A 19202-nucleotide genomic window follows, 5' to 3' on the forward strand; every position below is an offset into this window, starting at 1 on the left:
GTTCAATCGTGAGCATCAACGTCCAGAACCTGGTCAAGCGCTATGGCAGCCTGACCGTCGTCCATGGCATCTCCTTCGATGTCGGCAAGGGCGAGTTCATCTCGCTTCTCGGCCCCTCCGGCTGCGGCAAGACCACGACGCTTCGCTGCCTCGCGGGGCTGGAGGACGCCGATGGAGGCGTCATCCAGATCGACGGCCGCATCGTCTCGGCGCCCGAGCAGGATGCGCTCGTGCCGGCCCATCAGCGGCAGATCGGCATGGTCTTCCAATCCTATGCGATCTGGCCGCACATGACCGTCGCAGGCAATGTCGGCTTCCCGTTGTCGATCAGGGGAGTGCCGGCGGCTGATGTGGCAAAGCAGGTCGACGAGGCACTCGAGATCGTCGGCATGCGCCATCTGCGCGAGCGTCATCCCTCGCAGCTCTCGGGCGGGCAGCAGCAGCGCGTGGCGCTCGCACGGGCCATCGTCGGGCGGCCGCGCGTGCTGCTCTTCGACGAGCCGCTGTCCAATCTCGACGCCAAGCTGCGCGAGGGCACCCGCATCGAGATCAAGCGCCTGCAGCGGGAGCTGGACGTGGCGACCGTCTATGTCACCCACGACCAGGAAGAGGCGCTCTCGATGTCCGATCGCGTCGTCGTCATGGAGCATGGCCGCATCACCCAGGCCGGAACGCCGAAGGAGCTCTATCGTCGCCCCGCCAACCGGTTCGTCGCGGATTTCGTCGGGCGCGCCAGTTTCATCGATGTCGAGCGCGGCAAGGGCAACGGCTGGTCGACGCCCAGCGGCATCGCCTTGCAGCTCGACGATACCGGCGCCCCCGAAGCCGCGCGCTATCAGGCCATGCTGCGGCCGGAAAGCGTGGAGATCATGCCGGGCGCCAACGGGCGCAGCGAGGACGGCATCAATGTGCTCGAGGGCCGCGTTCTCGAAAGCCATTATCTCGGTGCCTATACGGAATACCTCGTCGATGCCTCGGGCACCCGCGTGAAGGTGCATTCGCGCTCGGATTTCGACATCGGCGACACGGTGACGCTGCGCTTCCCGCAGGAGTTTTGCCGCCTCGTCGCGCTGGCGGACGAAGCCCGGGCATGAACACGGCCGAGATGCCTGCGCCTGCCATCGCCGCGGCCGATCTGCAGGATTTCGTGGCGGCGCTGTTCGCCAAGGCGGGCGTGCCCGATGCCGACGCCGCTACCGTGGCCGACTGCCTCGTCCAAGCGGATCTGCGCGGCGTCGTTTCGCATGGCGTCGGCCGCGTGCCGATCTATCTCCATCGCATCGCAATCGGCCTCGTCGATCCGCACGCACCGCTCGCCGTGACCGAACTCGCCCCGGTCGCGGCCCTCGTCGACGGCGCCAACGGGCTCGGCTTCGTCACCGCCAGCAGGGCCATGGCGGAGGCGATGGCTCGCGCCGGCCGCTGCGGCATGGGCCTGGCCTATGTCCGCCGCGGCACGCATTTCGGCATGGCGGCGAGCTATCTGCTCCAGGCCATCGCCGGCGGCTATGCCGCCTTCGTCTTCACCAACGCCTCCCCCGCCATGCCGATCTGGGGCGGGCGAACGCCCTTCCTGGGAACGAGCCCGTTCGCCTTCGGCGCTCCGGGCGGCATCGACGGGCCGCCGCTCGTGCTCGACATGGCGACCTCGGTCGTGGCGCGCGGCAAGATTCGGCGCGCCGCGGCGTCCGGCGGCACGATTCCGGCGGGCTGGGCGCTCGACCGCGACGGCAATCCGACCACCGACGCGAAAGCCGCCTATGATGGCATCATCCTGCCGCTCGGCGGCCCCAAGGGCTCCGGCCTGTCGTTGATGATGGAGGTGCTGGGCGGCGTGATGTCCGGCGCGGCCTTCGGCGGCGAGGTCGGCAACCAGTACGCCGATGAGGACCGGCCGCAGGATGTCGGCCATCTCTTCATCGCCCTGCGGCCTGACCTCGCGGTCTCGGCCGCCGACTACCGCGCGCGGATGGACGCGCTCGCCTCCCGCGCCAAGGCATGCCCGCCGGTCGAGCCGGGAGCGGAGATCCTGTTTCCCGGCGAGCCCGAGGCTCGCCTTGCCGCGCGCCGGCAGCGCGAGGGCATCCCGCTCTCAGCCGAAGATCGCGCCGGTCTCGCGCAGGCCGCCGCGAAGTTCGGCCTGACGCTGCCCGCCTTTCTTGCCTGAGCCCTCGGCAGCCGCATTTCCGCACGCAGACGACAAAGGATCGCGATCGATGCGCCTGGCCATCCTCGACGACTACCAGAACGCCGCGCTGCGCATGGCGGACTGGAGCAGCGCACAGCAGATCGAAGTCGTGCCCTTCACCGATCACGCCCATGACCCGCGCCAGCTCGTCGCGCGGCTGCGTGACTTCGATGCGGTGATGCGGATCCGCGAGCGCACGGAATTCCCCCGCGCAGTGCTGGAGGCGCTGCCGCGGCTGAAACTGATGCTGGCGACGGGCATGCGCATCTCGCGCTCCGTCGACCTCCCGGCGACGCGCGAGCTCGGCATCACCGTCTGCTCGACCGAAGTGCATCATCACACCACCGTCGAACTGACCTGGGGGCTGATCCTGGGGCTGATGCGCCGCATCCATGCCGAGGCCGCCTCCTTCCGCGCGGGCGGCTGGCAGGTCGGCTTCGGCCGTGGGCTTTCGGGCAAGACCCTCGGCGTGCTCGGCCTGGGCAGCATGGGCGTGCCGGTCTCGCAGATCGGCAAGCTCTTCGGCATGAACGTCACCGCCTGGAGCCCCAACCTGACGCCCGAGCGGACGGCACCCCACGGCGTGACCTGCGTATCCAAGGAGGAGCTCTTCGCCAACTCCGATGTCCTGACGATCCATATCCCACTGGCCGACAGCACCGTCGGGATCGTGAGCGCCGCGGACATCGCGCGGATGAAGCGCGACGCTTATCTCGTCAACACCTCGCGGCCGGCGCTGGTCGATCAGAAGGCCCTGACCGCTGCTCTGTTCGAGCGGCGCATAGGCGGCGCCGGGCTCGACGTCTACGATGTCGAGCCGCTGCCGGTCGACCATCCCTACCGCTCGCTGCCGAACGTGCTGGCGACGCCGCATATCGGCTTCGTCACGGAGGAAAACCATCGGATCTTCTACGAGCAGTCTCTCGAGAACGCGAAGGCCTGGCTGGCCGGCGCGCCCATCCGCGTGGTCAACGGCGACCAGGCCTCGGAGCTGATCAAGTGACGTCATCGCCCCCGCTCAGGCTGCAGGAGATCGCCCGGGTGATCCGCAGCAAGAATGCCGGTCCCTGCCTGCTGACTTTCGACGTGATGCTCCCCGATGCCACGGCATTCGAAGCGGTTTCCGCCCGTCTGGCGGCACTGCGCGAGAAGGTCGCGCGAGCCTATGGCCGCAGCGAGAACGAGGTCGCCGTTATCGCCTACCGGCCCGCGCTGGCGGTGAAGATCACGCTCCCGCGCGACGTCGTCTCCGGCGATATCGGCGACCGCGACGTCTACGGCGCGCAGCAGCACGCGCCGCTGCTGGAGATCGAACTGTGACCGCGATCGGCCGGCTCCTCGACGACTTCGCCCGCCAGCGCCGCCCTCTGCGCTCGCTCGGTGCATCGGGCCAGCTCGGCTACGGCATCCCGACCCCGGCACTAGAGGCTGGGCTTACCCGGTCGCCCGACATGATCGGGGTCGACATGGGCTCGATCGACATCGGCCCGAACTATCTTGGCGGCGGCAAGCTCGCACCGACCCGCAGCGGCGCCAGGCGCGATCTGAGGAAAGTGCTGAATGCCGCAAGGCGCCTCGACATCCCGCTGATCGTCGGCTCGGCGGGATCCGCCGGCGCGAAGCCGCATCTCGACGCTACGCTGGAGATCATCCGCGAGATCGCCGCCGAGGACGGACTGCGCTTCCGGATGGGCGTCGTCGCGTCCGACATGCCGCGCGATGTGCTGAAGGCCGGGATCGCCGCCGGCAAGGTGCGCCCCATGGACACAATGCCGCCGCTCACGGAGGCGGAGGTCGACGCGTCCAGCCATCTCGTCGCGCAGCTCGGGCTCGAGGCATTCAGGCGCGCGCTGGAGGCCGATGTCGACGTTGTCGTGCTCGGCCGCGCCTGCGACACTGGCATCTTCGCGAGCATCCCGGCGATGCTGGGCTTTCCGCCGGGCATCGCAATGCACATGGCCAAGATCGTCGAATGCGCCTCGCTGTGCTGCATGCCCGGCGGTCGCGACACGATCCTCGGCGTTCTCGATGACGATGGCTTCGAACTGGAGAGCATGGCACTGAGCCGCGCAGCGACACCCGCCTCCGTCGCCGCACACAGCCTCTACGAGCAGGCCGATCCCTTCGAAATCCGCGAGCCCGATGGCTGGGCCGATCTGCGCGACGTCACCTATCGCGCCCTCGACGCGCGACGCACCCGTGTCGAGGGCGCGGTATTCCGGCCCGCGGAGCGCCGGACGCTGAAGCTCGAGGGAGCGGCCTTCGTCGGCCACCGTGCTCTGCTGCTGGCCGGCGCGGCCGATCCGCGCTTCATCGCTGGTCACCGCGAGATCTTCGCCCAGGTAACGAATGTAGTTCGGGATCTGGTCTGCGAGGACCAGCCGGAGGACTACCGGCTGGGCTTCCGCCTCTACGGGGTGGACGGCGTCAGGAACTGGGCGGAGGCGGCAGCGAGCCTGCCGCGCGAGGCTTTCGTCATGGGCGAATGCATCGCGCCGACGGCCGAGCGGGCCGAGGAGGTGATCCGCACGACGAAGCAATATCTCCTGCACCATGGCTATGAGGGCCGGCTCTCCACGGCGGGCAATCTCGCCTTTCCGTTCACGCCGCCCGAGCTCTCGGCCGGTGCGGCCTATCGCTTCAACGTCTTCCATCTTATCGAGATGGACGATCCTGCGGCGCTGTTTCCGGTCGAGGTGGAGGTCTTCCGATGATCCGTGTCGCTGTGCTGGACGACTACCAGAATGTCGCGCGTCGCTATGTCGACTGGTCGAGCCTCGGCGACGACGTCACGGTCGACGTCTTCGGCGAACCCCTCGGTTCCGAGGAGGCAGCGGCACGCCTGGCGGACTACGACGTGCTGTGCCTGATGCGCGAGCGCCTGCCCCTGCCCCGCAGCCTGATCGAGAAGCTGCCGCGGCTGAAGCTCGTCGTGGTCACCGGCGGACGGGTGCGGGTCATCGATTTCGACGCCGCGGTCGCGCAGGGGATCACGGTCTGTCACACCAGTGCCGGCGAGTCCGAACATGCGACACCGGAGCTGGCCTGGGCGTTGATACTGGCGGCGGCGCGCCATCTGCCGGACGAATTCCAGCGCATGCGGGAGGGCAGCTGGCAGCAGACCATCGGGACGACGCTCGGCGGCAAGACGCTCGGCCTGATCGGCCTCGGCAAGCTCGGCAGCCGCATGGCGCCGATCGGCCGCGCCTTTGGCATGCGGGTCGTCGCCTGGAGCCCCAACCTGACGCAGGAGAAGGCGGCCCCCCATGGCGCGGAGGCCGTGTCGAAGACGTCGCTATTCGAGACCTCGGATGCGATATCGATCCATATCCCCGGCGGGGCCGCGAGCAAGGATCTCGTCGGTGCAGCCGAGATCGACGCGATGAAGCCCGGCGCGATCCTCGTCAACACCTCGCGCGGGCCGATCGTCAACGAGGCCGCCCTGCTGGCCGCGTTGAAGGAGGGGCGCATTCGCGCAGGGCTCGACGTCTACGACATCGAACCCCTGCCGAAAGATCATCCGCTGCGCACCGCGCCGAATGTCGTGCTGAGCCCGCATCTGGGCTTCGTCACCGAAGGCGCATACCGCGCATTCTACCAGGACACGGTCGACGCGATCCAGGCCTGGCGGATGGGCAAGCCCATCCGCGTCCTCGCCGCGCCGGGCGCCTGATCGCCAGCGTCAGCGATCGAACCGAAGCGCCGTCGCAAGCGCAGCGACCGAGTGGTTCTCGATATCCAGCACGATGTCGCGGATGGCTGCAGCCTTGCGCTCGTCGATGGCGAGCGAGGCGGAAGCCATGAACTTCGCCGCGACCGCGTCGGTGTCGAGCGCGCGTTCGCCGGCTCCGCTGTTCACCCGGACATGACGGAAGAGCTCGCGGCCGTCCTTGAGCACGAGGCGGACGCCACCGGAGAAAAACTCCGGGAAGGCGGATGCGGGATCGACCGAGCACTTCACCCGTGTCGCGAGCTCGCGGACCTCCGGATCACGCAAAGCCTCGTCCCGCAACTCGGGCAGGTTGAACCGTTGCTTGATCAGGCAGGTCGCGACGACGAACTGGGCGCTGAACTTCGCCTCGTAATCGGTCGTCGGACGTTCCTTGGCATGGGCCGGCTCGGCGACGATCGGCATCGTGTCGCGTGGCAGGAAGGCTTCGACCGAGGCGATCTCGGTCCAGTCCACCAGTCCCCCGAGCTCGATCGCCGCATCGGCGCAGCCATGGATGAAGTGGCAGACGGGATAGGGTTTCAGGGCGGTGTCGGCGAAGTGCCAGCGGCAGCCGAGTTCGGACACCATCACCTCGAGATCGACGTTGTCGGCCTTGTGCTGGAGATGCGTGTCGAACAGGCCGAACCGGCCTTCATAAGGTCGGCTCGGCCCCTTGAAGTCGGCTTTGGCGAGATAGGCGGCGGTGATACCCGCGACCGCTGCCCAGCCAGGATGAAAGCGCTTCGTCCAGGCGCCCTCCTCCAGGAACACCTGCACGCCCGCGGCCGTGCTCGCCGCAATGCCCTGCACTTCGACGATCTGGCGCGCGTCCAGCCCGAGCAGCTTGGCCGCGATCACCGCAGAGGAAAAATGCGCGACGATCCCGGTGGCGTGGAAACCGACATGGTGGAAGCCGCCGCGGACAGCCGCTCCGACCCGCACGGCGGTTTCCATTCCGGCGAAATAGGCGGTCAGGAAGCTGCGGCCGTCGATCTGCAGCGCCTCGCCAAGCGACAGGGCGCAAGGCAGGCAGGCGGCCGTCGGATGAACGATGCTGGTCAGGTGCGTATCGTCGAAATCGAGGCCGTGAATCAGGATGCCGTTCGCCAGCGCGGCGTCGCGCACCGGCAGGCGCTCACTGCGGCCGAGCACGCTGCAGCTGCCGCCGGGGCCAGCCATGGCGGTGATGCCGGCGAGCGCCCGGCCGGCATAGGGAAAGGCGTTCGACGCGAGACCGACGCCGAGAGCGTCAAGAATCGAGAGCTTGCCGCGATGTCGCGCCGCGGCAGGCACATCCTCGAACGACAGACTCGCTGCCATCTCGGCGAGGGCAAGCGCCGGCTTGAGCGTGGTGTCGCCGAGCGCGAATTGCGCTGTCGCGTGCATGATGCCTCCCATGATACGGCCACTTCTGTGGCTTCCGTCGTAACTGTGGAACCGCTATTGTAGGACTGTCAACAGTTGACTCGCCGAAGCCGAGCGGTCGCTTCGGCTGACGATGGAGAGCTTATGTCTGCGCCGTCGAAGGAATTGCTGACGAGCCCCGTCAGGGCGAAATCGCTGGTCGACGCGGTGACCGAGCGGCTGGAAGCTGCGATCGTCAGCGGCGAGCTTGCGCCCGGCAGCCGCCTCAGCGAACAGCGCCTCGCCGTCTCCTTCGGGGTCAGCAGGGGGCCGCTGCGCGAGGCGATCCGCCGCCTCGAGGGCCGCCAGTTGCTGAGGCGCACGACCAATATCGGCGTTCACGTCACGGAGCTGTCCCGCGACGATCTCGCGGAGCTCATGATCGTGCGCGAGGCGCTGGAAGGCATGGCCTGCCGCCTCGCGGCGCAGGCCATAACGGATGCTCAGCTCGCCGAGCTCGAAGCGCTTCTCGCCCAGCATGGCGAGGCTCGCGACGTTCAGGCGGGGACGGGCTACTACCAGAGAACACCCGATTTCGACTTCCATTTCAGGATCGTCAGCGCCAGCGGCAATGCGCGGCTGATCCAGATGCTGTGCAACGACATGTACGATCTGCTGCGGATCTATCGCTACCGGTCCAGCACGCTCGGCGGCCGCGCCCGCGACGCCTATGACGAGCACCACGCCATCCTCGATGCGTTGAAGCGGCGGGACCCGGCCATGGCCGAGGCGGCGATGCGCAGCCATATCCAACGCTCGCGCGAGCATATGCTCCAGCGACTGGATGGCGCGCCAGGCTGAGCGGCGCGCAGAAGGGGCAACCCGTCTTTCCGACGAATTCCGGCTGCGCGGCATGAGGCGAGCCCTCGGCGAGATTTGACTTGCGTTCCTTTGTATACAGTCGTACCCATAAGAATGCATCCAACAAAGCCAAGCGCGCCCAAGAAGGCGCCGTGGATGTTCGCGCCCAAGGAGCACCCTATGCAGGACAATTTCGACGTCATCGTTGTCGGCGCCGGCAACGCCGCGCTCGCCGCCTCCGTTTCCGCCAAGGAAAACGGCGCGGAGCGCGTTCTGGTGCTCGAAAAGGCACCGCGCGAGATGCGGGGCGGCAATACCCATTGGAGCGGCGGCGTGCTGCGCTTCGCCTTCGACGATCCGCGCGAGCTCGGCCCGCTGGTCCCTGACGCCGAGGAGCAGTTCGAGAACTTCTACGAGGGCATCCAGCCCTATACGCGCGGCGACTATCACGGCGACCTGATGCGGGTGACCAGCGGCCGGACCGACCCGGAGCTGTCGCGCGTCCTCGTCGACAATTCCAAGGATACGGTCTTCTGGATGAACAAGACCGGCGGCATCAAGATGGAGCCGGCCGTAACATTGTCGGCCGTCCGCAAGGGCAACATGATGGTCTGGGCGCGCGGCCTGGTCGTGCGGGCGGCCCATGAGGGCGTCGGCCTGTCGCGCAGCTGGTTCCAGACCGCCGAGGAGATGGGCATCGACATCCGGTACGGCCATGCCGTCACCGAGTTGCTGACGGACGAGAAGGGGCGCGTCAGCGGCGTCAAGGTTCGCAGCGATGACGGGGTCTCGACCTATGGGGCGAAATCCGTGGTGCTGGGTTGCGGCGGCTTCGAGGCCAATGTGCAGATGCGCACCCAGCATATCGGGCCGCTGGTCGGCGGCGCGAAGGTGCGCGGCACGCCGCACAACCAGGGTGACGGCCTGCGCATGGCGATGCAGATCGGCGCCATGCCCTGGGGGCAGTGGAGCGGCTGCCACGCCACCCCGATCAGCGCCGACTGGGGCGATTTCGCGCCACGCGAGATGACGGACCGCAGCAACCGGCTGAGCTACGTCTACAGCCTCATGCTGAACCGCAAGGGCCTGCGCTTCGTCGACGAGGGCGAGGACGGCGCGCTCTTCACCTATGCCAAGTTCGGGCGCGCGATCCTCGCGGAACCCGGCGCCAAGGCCTGGCAGATCTTCGACCAGAAGGTCGTGCACCTGCTGGAACCGCGCTACCAGACCAGCCAGCCGATCACCTCCGACACCATCGAGGGGCTGATCGACCAGCTCGATATCGAGGACAAGGCGCAGGCTTTGCGCACGATCACCGAATACAACGCCGCCGCCAACGATGCCGACGACCGCTACGACCCGACCCGGAAGGACGGAGTCTCGACCACGGGGCTAGCGCTGCCCAAGACGAACTGGGCCGTGAAGCTCGATAAGCCGCCCTATGTCGCCTACAGCGCCACCGGCGGCATCACCTTCACCTTCGGCGGTCTCAAGGTGAACAAGGACGCGCAGGTCATCGGCACCGATTGGCGCGCGATCAACGGGCTGTTCTGCTGCGGCGAAATGGTCGGCGGGCTGTTCTACGACAACTATCCGGCGGGAACCGGCCTCGTCTCGGGCGCGACCTTCGGGCGCATCGCCGGCCGCAATGCGGCAACGATGTGAGCCTCGCCATGTCGAAGAACGCGGATACAGACACGATTCTGGCCCGGCTGGGCGCCCGCATTGCCGGCTTCGACGCCGGGCAGGTCAGCGCGAAGGCGCTGAAGCAGGCGAGAACCTGCATCCTCGACACGATCGGGGTCACGCTCGCCGGCGCTGGCGAGCCCTGCACCCGCATCCTCGCTGAGACGCCGGGTGTCGCCGAGGCTCCAGGCAAGGCCTTGCTGATGGGAACGGCGCAGCGCACGAGCATGCTCGATGCGGCGCTGATCAACGGCACGGCCTCGCATGCGCTCGATTTCGACGATTTCAGCGGGCATCTCGGCGGCCATCAGTCGGTGCCACTCGTGCCGCTGCTCTTCGCACTCGCCGACGAGCGCGGCAGCACGGGCAAGGCGCTGATTGCGGCCTATGCCGTCGGCGTCGAGACGGAGATCCGCCTCGCCCGGGCGGTCAATTTCCACCATTACGACAAGGGCTGGCATCCGACGGCGACGCTCGGCGTGTTCGGCGCCGCCGCCGCGGCAGCGCATTTCATCGGGCTCGACGCCAGGCGCACCGCGACGGCGCTGGCGATCGCGGCATCGTCGGCCAGCGGGCTGAAGGCCAATTTCGGCACGATGACGAAGCCGCTTCATATCGGCCAATGCGGTCGCAGCGGCCTGCTGGCGGCGCTTCTGGCCGAGCGCGGCTTCGATGCAGCACTCGATGCGATGGAGCACAAGCAGGGCTTTCTCGACGTCTTCAACGGCCAGGGCACCTACGACGTCGACAAGCTCTTCGAGAACTGGGCCGACCCGCTGGAGATCGCCGACGACACCATCGGGCTGAAGCAGTATCCCTGCTGCGGCAGCACGCATTCCGCCATCTTCATGATGCAGCAGCTGCGCCGCGAGCATGGCCTGCGGCCCGACGATGTCGCGGCGATCACGCTCCTGCCGCATGGCCGGAGGCTTCGGCACACCGATAATCCGCGCCCGCAGACCGCGTTGGAGGCGAAGTTCAGCGTCCAGTATGTCTGCGCGCGCGCGCTCAAGGACGGCACGGTGCGGCTGAAGGATTTCGAGGGCGAGGCCCATTTCGACCCGGTGATCCAGCATCTTCTGGATGTGACGCAGGCGAGCGCCCATCCCGAGATGCGCGACGACGCGCCCGAACAATGGGGCTCCGAGGTGATCGTCGATCTGAAGGACGGCCGCCGCGTCAGCCGCCGGATCGAGAATCTCGTCGGCCGCGGCGGCGCCTATCCGATGTCCTCGCAGGAACTGTGGGACAAGTTCTCCGACTGCGCGGAACGGGCTCTGCCGCGCGAGCAGGTGGCGCCGCTCTTCGAACGTCTGGAGACGCTCGACAGCGTCTCGGAGATGAGTCAACTCTCCCGGCTCATGGAGGTCAGCCCCCAGCACAGCCGGCCGCCGGCCCGCATCGTCCTGGCGGCGGCCGGGACCGAGGAGGCGCCTGAAACCACCTGGGTGCCCTGATGATAGGCGAGGCTGGCCGATCCGCATGACGATGGCTGCCGGGGTGCAGGAGAGGCCGAACGTCCTGGTCGTCGGCGGCGGCAACGCGGCGCTGTGCGCGGCCATTGCCGCGCGTCGGGAGGGCGCGCGGGTGCTCGTGCTGGAAGCCGCCGACGCATTCTGGCGGGGCGGCAACACGCGCCACACCCGCAACATGCGCTGCGCCCATGACGCCGCGACCGAAAGCCTGTCGGGCCCCTATGGCGAGGAGGAGTTCTTCGACGATCTCCTGCGCGTCACCAAGGGCAAGACCGACGAGGCGCTGGCGCGCTTCATGATCCGGGAATCGAAGTCGATGCTCGGCTGGATCGAGGAGCAGGGCGTGCGCTGGCAGCCCTCGCTCGGCGGCACGCTTTCGCTCGGCCGCACCAACTCCTTCTTTCTCGGCGGCGGCCGCGCCATGCTGAACGCGCTGTATCGCACGGCGGAAGATCTCGGTGTCGTCATCCGCTACAGGGCCGAGGTCACCGGTCTCGACATCGAGGATGGCCGGTTCCGGGCTGCGTTCATCGGTACGGAGCGCGTGCCGGCGCAGGCTCTTGTCGCGGCGGCCGGCGGGTTCGAATCCAACATCGAATGGCTGAAGCGCCATTGGGGCGAGGCGGCCGAGAACTTCCTGATCCGCGGCACGCGCAACAACATGGGCACGATCCTGAAGCTGCTGCTCGAGAACGGCGTGCAGGAGGTCGGCGATCCCACGCAGTGCCATGCGGTCGCGATCGATGCCCGCGCCCCGAAATACGATGGCGGCATCATCACCAGGCTGGACTGCGTCGTCTTCGGCATCGTCGTCAACCAAGAGGCGAAGCGCTTCTACGACGAGGGCGAGGACATCTGGCCCAAGCGCTATGCGATCTGGGGGCGGCTCGTCGCCGCCCAGCCCGACCAGATCGCCTACATCCTCTTCGATGCGTCTTCGCTGGAGCTTTTCATGCCGTCGCTCTATCCGCCGATCAGCGCGCCGACGATGGGCGAACTGGCCGCCCGGCTCGGGCTCGATCCGGGCGCGCTCGACAAAACCGTTTCGGCGTTCAACGCCGCCTGCCGGCCGGGCCGCTTCGACGACAGCATCCTCGACGATTGCCGGACCGAGGGGCTGGATCCACCCAAATCGCATTGGGCGCGGCCGATCGCGACGGCGCCGTTCTACGCCTATCCGGTCCGACCCGGCATCACCTTCACCTATCTCGGCGTGCGGGTGAACGATGAGGCGCGGATGCTGATGGCGGATGGACGCGGCGCGGCCAACATGTTCGCGGCCGGCGAGATCATGGCCGGCAATGTGCTGGGCGAAGGCTATGCCGCAGGCATCGGCATGACGATCGGAGCCGTCTTCGGGCGCGTCGCCGGCTGCCAGGCGGCGAAGAGCGCACGGGCGGAAAGCCGGCTTCACGAGAGCGCCTCGTGATGACGGAGCTCGCCTGGCTGCGGGACACGGCTGGCTCGGGGCCGGCCGGAACGGCGGGATCCCTGCAGGACCACGCGACGCCGGCCCTCGCCGAGGCTGACAGGCTGATGACGGTCTGCAATTCCTGCCGCTATTGCGAGGGGCTTTGCGCGGTCTTCCCGGCCATGGAGATGCGCCGGTCCTTCTCGGACGGGGATCTCAACTACCTCGCCAATCTCTGCCACAACTGCGGCGCCTGCTACTACGATTGCCAGTTCTCGCCGCCGCACGAATTCGCGGTGCATGTCCCGGCGACGCTCGCCGAGGTGCGCACGCAATCCTATGCGCATTATGCCTGGCCGCGCGCCTTCGCCGGCGTCTTCGAGCGCAACGGCCTGTTCATCGCCGTCGCCTTGGCCGCAGCCGTCACCGCGTTCATCGCCGGCTTCGTCGCCTGGACGGAGCCGGCCGTTCTGTTCGGGGTCCATACCGGCCCGGGCGCCTTTTACAGGCTGATGCCGCACAACACGATGGTCGCGATCTTCGGGCTCGCCTTTCTCTATGCGAATGTCGCGATCGCCATGGGCGCCCGCGCATTCTGGCGCGATATCGGCGCGCCCGGTGCAATCCCCGGCGACCGTCGCTCGCTCTGGCAGGCGGTGAAGGACGCAGGAAGCCTGCGCTATCTCGACGGAGGGCGCGCCGGCTGCATGAATGCAGGCGAGCGGCCAGACGACCGCCGCCGGGTCTACCATCACCTGACCTTCTACGGCTTCATGCTGTGCTTCGGTTCGACGTCGACGGCGACGCTCTATCACTACCTCCTGGGCATGCAGGCGCCCTACCCCTGGTATGACCTGCCGGTGCTGCTCGGCACTCTCGGCGGCATCGGGCTCGTGATCGGCCCGATTGGCCTCATCGCAGAGAAATGGCGTCGCGATCCACAGCTTCGCGAAGGTACGCCCTACGGCATGGACGCCGCCTTCCTGCTGATGCTGCTGCTGACGAGCGTGACCGGCCTCGCGCTGCTGTTTCTCCGCGCCACGCCCGCCATGGGCCTGTTGCTGGCGCTCCATCTCGGCGTCGTCTTCGCTCTCTTCGTGACGATGCCCTATGGCAGGTTCGTCCATGGCATCTACCGGTTCCTGGCGCTCGTCCGGGCCGCGCAGGAGCGCCCGCGCGTCGGCCACTGAGATTTCAAGGCGCTGGCCTGCCCTCCTCGATGGCGCGCGGCCGAACCATCGAGCACATCTATCGAGCACATCTTCGGCATCGCCTGCATCATCACAGCCGATTCCCTTTCTGGAACGCCGATGATCCTGCCCGGCCGCGCCAGGCCGGCGTGCCACCGGGATCGCGGTGATGAACCTACCAGCGACCAAACATCATATTCGGCCCGATGATGTCGGCCTTTGACCTTGCATCGTCGTGTCCCGAACGCCGCATGCCGCTTTTCGGGCCGATGCCATAATGAACTCTGCACGCGTCGCTTCGCCCGGCGACGGCAGGCAGTCTGCACCATTGCCAGACATTGAGAGCTTGCCGGGAAGCTGTCCTTCGCTACCGACGCGCGATGTCCGATGCAGCCTGCCGTGCGCGTCGGAAACGCCCCTGAGCGGTACCGACGGGTTGCGATCGGCCGGAGGTTGTCGTCAAGTCGGGCCAGCAGTGACCACTGCGGTCATTGTGAGCAGACTAAAAAACACCGGAGGACGCGCTCATGTCGATGAAGCCGCTGGGTCTCGGCACAGCCCTGCTTTGCTCGCTATCGCTATCGGCACTGGCGCAAACGGCGCCACCGCGGGACGAGTTCTTCTGGCTCGGCGAGATGAACAAGGCCACCCTCGTCATCAACAGCGACGAGGGCCTGCTCGACAAGGCGCTCGCGCCGAAGATCGCCGCCGGCGTCGCAAAAGTCATCGCCGAGGGCGGCAAGCCCGGAGCGAAGCGTCCCTCGACCGTGATCTCCTTCGAGCCGCTTCTGATCGAGGCCGCCGGTGTCGAGGTCACGCTTCTGCATGCAGGACGATCGAGCCAGGACATGCATGCGACCTACCGCGCCGCGATGCTGCGCGACGGACTGTTGCGCCTGGCCGATCAGCTGGAGAAGACTTCAGCCGCGCTGGTCTCGCTCGCCCGCACCCATGCCGGCACCGTCGTGCCGAACTATACCAATGGCGTCGCCGCCCAGCCCAACAGCTACGGGCATTATCTGCTCGGCCATGTCGCGGGGCTCGATCGCGACGCCCAGCGCATCCGCGAAGCCTATGCGCGCATCGACCGGTCGCCGATGGGCACCACCGTGCTCAACGGGACGAGTTGGCCGCTGAACCGCCAGCGCATGGCGGCTTTCCTCGGCTTCCCCGCGCTGGTCGACAATGCCTACGATGCCTCGCAGATCGCCTCCGCCGACCTGCCGGTCGAGATCGCAGGCATCGTCACGGGCACCGCGCTGCATGTTGGAGCCTTCGTCGAGGATGTGATGACGCAATATGCGCAATCACGCCCCTGGATCCTTTTGCAGGAGGGCGGCAGCAACACCTATGTCTCGAGCGCCATGCCGCAGAAGCGCAATCCCGGCCTGCTGAACGGCACGCGCGAGGCCGCATCGGGCGTGTTGGCTCAGGCGCTGGGGCCGGTCTTCAAGGCGCATAATCTCGGCCCGGGAATGCCGGACGCCAAGGACGTCAAGGCCAATGCCGCGTTGATCGACAGCGCCGTCGCCTCGCTGCGCGATCTCGAGCGTATCGTGAAGGCGTTGGTGATCAGTCCTGATCGCGCGCTCGAAGAGCTCAACAGCGACTGGACCGCGTCGCAGGAACTCGCCGACTTGCTGATGCGCAAATACAAGCTGCCCTTCCGCGTCGGCCATCATTTCGCATCCGAAGTCGTCGACCACGCCAAGGCCCATGACATCAAGCCGACGGCTTTCCCCTATGCCGAGGCGGTCCGGATCTTTGCGAGCACCGTCAAGGAGATGAAGGTCGAGGCCGGCGTCCTGCCGATGTCGGAGACCGAGTTCCGCGAGACCCTCGATCCCGTCGCCATCGTCAAGAACCGCGCTACCGTCGGCGGCCCGCAACCAGCCGAAATGGAGCGGATGCTGAAGGCGGCCGAAGCCTCCCTGGCCGCGCAGCGCGACTGGATCAAGGACAGGCGCGCGCATATCGAGGCGGCACTGAAGCGTCTCGACAGCGATTTCGATGCCATCGTGAAGAGCGCGAACTGACGACCGAGAATGGCCACGCGCCGTGATCGAAAGTCCGTTCTGAACTGAAAATCGCCTCCGGGTTCGACGCGAGCGGCCGTTTTCCGGGACATCCCAATGTCCGGAGCTGGCGCGCTGCCGGCGCAAAAAGCACGAAAAAGGGCGCCAGTTCGGCGCCCTTCCTCGTTGTCGTCTGGACCTGTTTTCCGCTCAGACGAAGCGGAAGTCGTCCTGGGCGAGGCTGGCGAGCTGGATGCCCTTCAGCGTCAGCGTGGTGTCGGCATCGACGGTGAACACCGTGTCGTTGCCGACCTGCGCAGCCGCTTCCATCGCCGCCGCGAAATCGGCGAAGACGTCCGTGTCGAACTCGAGGACGTCCGAACTCGAGCCCGTCGTCCTGAAGTCGGTGACCGTGTCCTTGCCGAAGCCGGCCGCGNCCGCTTCCATCGCCGCCGCGAAATCGGCGAAGACGTCCGTGTCGAACTCGAGGACGTCCGAACTCGAGCCCGTCGTCCTGAAGTCGGTGACCGTGTCCTTGCCGAAGCCGGCCGCGAAGAAGAAGACGTCGTGGCCGGACCCGCCGGTCAGGATGTCGTCGCCGGCGCCGCCCTCGATACGGTCGGCACCCGAGCCGCCGTCGATCACGTCGTTGCCTTCGCCGCCCAGCACGAGGTCGTCGCCGGAGCCCGCGTCGATGACATCGTCGCCGTCGCCGGCATCGATCACGTCATTGCCGGAGCCGGCCTTGATCGTGTCGTTGCCGATGCCGCCGTAGATGGCGTCATCGCCCGAGCCGCCGCGTCATCGCCCGAGCCGCCGTCGAGCGTGTCGTCGCCCGCGCCGCCCCAGAGCGTGTCGTCGCCGGCGCCGCCCTTCAGCGTGTCGTTGCCGAGGCCGCCGTCGATGACGTCATCGCCATTGCCGCCGGTGACGACGTCGTCGCCCGCACCRAAGAGCAGCTTCTCGATATTGCTGAAGCTGTTGGTGCCGATGCCCTCGCCKGAGACCTTGCCGGCCGCGAAGTCGACGCTGATCGCCCCCGTCGCGCCCGAGAGGTCRAGCGTGTCGAAGCCTTCGCCGCCGTCGATCACGTCGTTGCCCGGACCCGCGACGATGATGTCGTCGCCGCCGCCGGCCCGGATCACGTCGTCGCCGGCGCCGCCGACCAGGCGGTTGTCGCCGTCATGAGATGAGCTCGTCGTCGCCGGCCTCGTCGCCCGAGGCCGTGCCGGCCGACAGGTCGACGGTGACGCCGGCCGTGTCGTCGGAATAATCGGCCGTRTCSACGCCGTCGCCGCCATCGAGCAGGTCGTCGCCGACGCCRCCCTTGAGCACGTCGTCGCCCGCGCCGCCGAACAGCTCGTCGTCACCGGCACCGCCGACCAGCACATCATTGCCGGCCCCGCCTTCGATGATGTCGTCGCCGGCGTCGCCATAGACGACATCGTTACCGTCGCCGGCGCTGATCTCATCATCACCCGCCATGCCGTAGATCAGGTCGTCGCCGTCGGTCCCGGCGATCTCATCGTCGCCCTCGGTCCCGTAGCCGACGGTCACGCCGTTGATCTTCGAGAGAGCCTCGCGGGCGGTGTTGGTCGCATCGACGAAGACGCCATCGACGCCAAGGTCGACCAGCCGCTGGATCTGTGCCTCGGTGCCGAGAACCGTCCAGGTGACGACCTTCAGCCCGGCGGCGTGCGCGGCTTCGATACCGGCCGCGGTCAGGGCGGCCTGGTTCGGCGCGATGATGTCGGCGTAGGTCGCGGTGTCCGCGATCGTGGCCGCGCTCATGTTGTAGCCGAGGAAGGCGAGCGGCAGGTCGACGCCGTACTGCGGCATGATGGTCTCATGCAGCATCTTGAGGTTCGATGACTGGAAGCTCTGGATCACGACAAGGTTCGGGTCGGTGAAGTCATGCGCGATCAGGTCGCGGATGACGGCTTCGCTGGTCGCGTAGTTGGCGCTCTTGGTCTCCGGGATCACGCCGATCTGGCGGCCGGTCTCGATCGACATCTGCTTGGCGATCTCGATCACCTCACCGAAGGTCATGAGCGCGGGCTCGATCGCCTTGGCCTCGGCATAGGTCAGGTTGGCGTAGTTGTGGTTGTCGTGGCTGGCGACGAGCACGCCGTCCTTGGTCAGGAACAGGTCCGGCTCAATGAAGTCCGCCCCATAGTTCACGGCCCAGACATAGGCGTCGCGGGAATGATCGGGATAGGGATTGGTGCCGCGATGCGCGTAGATGGTGAGGTTCGTCACGGATTTGTCTCCATTAGGCATTTAAGCGCGGCCTCGCCGCTGGGCGGCGAATGAAAACCGCTCCGACCGGGTGCAGACGATCGGGCCCTGGGACCGGATCCGTCTCCAATTCAAGAACATCGAACGCGTGGTCTGATCGGCTTGCTTCGCAAGCTGATCGGTGCGCACTCCAGGGCCCTGACCGATCGGTACGTCGTTCCTCGCCCTCGCGCATGACGCCGGGTTAACGGTTTCGTAACAGTGCTGAATTTTCCGACTGAAAGGAAAAGGGGCGCCTTTCGGGCGCCCCTTCCTTTGTCGGCTACGAGCCGTCCGCTCAGACGAAGCGGAAGTCGTCCTGGGCGAGCCTTGCGAGCTGGATGCCCTTCAGCGTCAGCGTGGTGTCGGCATCGACGGTGAACACCGTGTCGTTGCCGACCTGCGCGGCCGCATCCATCGCGGCCTCGAAATCGGCGAAGACGTCCGTGTCGAACTCCAGCACGTCCGCGCTCGAKCCCGTCGTCCTGAAGTCGGTGATCGTGTCGCGGCCGAAGCCCGGYGCGAAGACGAAGGCGTCGTGGCCCGAACCGCCGGTCAGGATGTCGTCGCCGGCGCCGCCCTCGATGCGGTCGGCACCCGAGCCGCCGTCGATCACGTCNGCGAAGACGAAGGCGTCGTGGCCCGAACCGCCGGTCAGGATGTCGTCGCCGGCGCCGCCCTCGATGCGGTCGGCACCCGAGCCGCCGTCGATCACGTCGTTGCCCGCGCCGCCGAGCACGATGTCGTCGCCCGAGCCCGCGTCGATGACATCGTCGCCGTCACCGCCCTCGATCCGATCGTCGCCGGAGCCGGCCTTGATCGTGTCGTTGCCGATGCCGCCGAAGATTTCGTCATCGCCCGAGCCGCCGTCGAGCGTGTCGTCGCCCGCGCCGCCCCAGAGCGTGTCGTCGCCGGCGCCGCCCTTCAGCGTGTCGTTGCCGAGGCCGCCGTCGATGACGTCATCGCCATTGCCGCCGGTGACGACGTCGTCGCCCGCACCGAAGAGCAGCTTCTCGATATTGCTGAAGCTGTTGGTGCCGATG

General features: G+C 67.3%; 15 protein-coding genes and 3 pseudogenes. 12 read left to right on the plus strand and 6 right to left on the minus strand.

The window, feature by feature from the left end:
* Positions 1–8 precede the first annotated feature (8 nt).
* The 6 genes from ASE63_RS03485 to ASE63_RS03510 are packed head-to-tail and all read left to right on the plus strand — an operon-like array spanning position 9 to position 5861.
* Positions 9–1094, plus strand: a complete 1086-nt coding sequence (locus ASE63_RS03485) for an ABC transporter ATP-binding protein (RefSeq protein ID WP_156410160.1) — start codon at positions 9–11, stop codon at positions 1092–1094.
* Positions 1091–2167 (plus strand): Ldh family oxidoreductase, encoded by a 1077-nt coding sequence (locus ASE63_RS03490; RefSeq protein WP_056796402.1) that lies wholly within the window; start codon positions 1091–1093, stop codon positions 2165–2167. The genes ASE63_RS03485 and ASE63_RS03490 overlap by 4 nt, the downstream gene beginning before the upstream one ends.
* Before the next feature lie 49 nt (positions 2168–2216).
* Entirely contained in the window at positions 2217–3191 is a 975-nt protein-coding gene (locus tag ASE63_RS03495; RefSeq protein WP_056796405.1) for a D-2-hydroxyacid dehydrogenase family protein, read from the plus strand.
* Positions 3188–3508, plus strand: a complete 321-nt coding sequence (locus ASE63_RS03500) for a DUF4387 domain-containing protein (RefSeq protein ID WP_056796407.1) — start codon at positions 3188–3190, stop codon at positions 3506–3508. Before ASE63_RS03495 ends, ASE63_RS03500 begins: the two co-directional genes overlap by 4 nt.
* On the plus strand, positions 3505–4902 hold the full coding sequence (locus ASE63_RS03505) for an acyclic terpene utilization AtuA family protein (protein ID WP_056796410.1): 1398 nt from the start codon (positions 3505–3507) through the stop codon (positions 4900–4902). The genes ASE63_RS03500 and ASE63_RS03505 overlap by 4 nt, the downstream gene beginning before the upstream one ends.
* Positions 4899–5861 (plus strand): D-2-hydroxyacid dehydrogenase family protein, encoded by a 963-nt coding sequence (locus ASE63_RS03510; RefSeq protein ID WP_056796413.1) that lies wholly within the window; start codon positions 4899–4901, stop codon positions 5859–5861. The genes ASE63_RS03505 and ASE63_RS03510 overlap by 4 nt, the downstream gene beginning before the upstream one ends.
* 9 nt (positions 5862–5870) lie before the next feature.
* On the opposite strand, the gene ASE63_RS03515 is transcribed toward ASE63_RS03510, so the two are convergent.
* Positions 5871–7286 carry an MmgE/PrpD family protein gene (locus ASE63_RS03515; RefSeq protein WP_056796695.1) on the minus strand — a complete coding sequence of 472 codons (1416 nt, stop codon included), beginning with the start codon at positions 7284–7286 and terminating at the stop codon, positions 5871–5873.
* 123 nt (positions 7287–7409) lie between these two features.
* Here ASE63_RS03515 and ASE63_RS03520 point away from each other — a divergent pair, with 123 nt between their 5' ends.
* From ASE63_RS03520 to ASE63_RS03545, 6 genes are all read left to right on the plus strand, one after another.
* Complete coding sequence (locus tag ASE63_RS03520) at positions 7410–8105, plus strand: GntR family transcriptional regulator (RefSeq protein ID WP_056796417.1); 696 nt, start codon at positions 7410–7412, stop codon at positions 8103–8105.
* A gap of 156 nt (positions 8106–8261) precedes the next feature.
* On the plus strand, positions 8262–9770 hold the full coding sequence (tcuA, locus tag ASE63_RS03525) for an FAD-dependent tricarballylate dehydrogenase TcuA (protein ID WP_244491256.1): 1509 nt from the start codon (positions 8262–8264) through the stop codon (positions 9768–9770).
* Between the two features lie 8 nt (positions 9771–9778).
* Positions 9779–11248, plus strand: a complete 1470-nt coding sequence (locus ASE63_RS03530) for an MmgE/PrpD family protein (protein ID WP_056796422.1) — start codon at positions 9779–9781, stop codon at positions 11246–11248.
* A 25-nt stretch (positions 11249–11273) separates the two neighbouring features.
* Positions 11274–12695 carry an FAD-dependent tricarballylate dehydrogenase TcuA gene (tcuA, locus tag ASE63_RS03535; protein WP_082609605.1) on the plus strand — a complete coding sequence of 474 codons (1422 nt, stop codon included), beginning with the start codon at positions 11274–11276 and terminating at the stop codon, positions 12693–12695.
* On the plus strand, positions 12695–13867 hold the full coding sequence (tcuB, locus tag ASE63_RS03540) for a tricarballylate utilization 4Fe-4S protein TcuB (RefSeq protein WP_082609606.1): 1173 nt from the start codon (positions 12695–12697) through the stop codon (positions 13865–13867). The genes tcuA (ASE63_RS03535) and tcuB overlap by 1 nt, the downstream gene beginning before the upstream one ends.
* Positions 13868–14394: 527 nt before the next feature.
* A complete protein-coding gene (locus tag ASE63_RS03545; protein WP_056796425.1) occupies positions 14395–15903 on the plus strand; it encodes an argininosuccinate lyase in 1509 nt (502 codons plus the stop codon).
* Positions 15904–16319: 416 nt separating this feature from the next.
* Here ASE63_RS03545 and ASE63_RS27990 read toward each other — a convergent pair.
* The 5 genes and pseudogenes from ASE63_RS27990 to ASE63_RS28205 form a co-directional block, all read right to left on the minus strand.
* Positions 16320–16659, minus strand: a pseudogene (locus ASE63_RS27990) (calcium-binding protein); the annotation flags it as partial.
* Positions 16605–17027 carry a hypothetical protein gene (locus tag ASE63_RS03555; RefSeq protein ID WP_056796431.1) on the minus strand — a complete coding sequence of 141 codons (423 nt, stop codon included), beginning with the start codon at positions 17025–17027 and terminating at the stop codon, positions 16605–16607. The gene ASE63_RS03555 and the pseudogene ASE63_RS27990, both read right to left, overlap by 55 nt.
* Positions 17028–17064: 37 nt before the next feature.
* Positions 17065–18141 (minus strand): glycerophosphodiester phosphodiesterase family protein, encoded by a 1077-nt coding sequence (locus ASE63_RS28700; protein ID WP_056796434.1) that lies wholly within the window; start codon positions 18139–18141, stop codon positions 17065–17067.
* A gap of 316 nt (positions 18142–18457) precedes the next feature.
* A pseudogene (locus ASE63_RS28200) lies at positions 18458–18778 on the minus strand (calcium-binding protein); the annotation flags it as partial.
* Position 18779: 1 nt separating this feature from the next.
* A pseudogene (locus tag ASE63_RS28205) lies at positions 18780–19201 on the minus strand (calcium-binding protein); the annotation flags it as partial.
* Between the last annotated feature and the right edge of the window lies 1 nt (position 19202).

It is taken from the genome of Allobosea sp. Root381 (genome assembly GCF_001429395.1).
Taxonomy (GTDB): domain Bacteria; phylum Pseudomonadota; class Alphaproteobacteria; order Rhizobiales; family Beijerinckiaceae; genus Allobosea.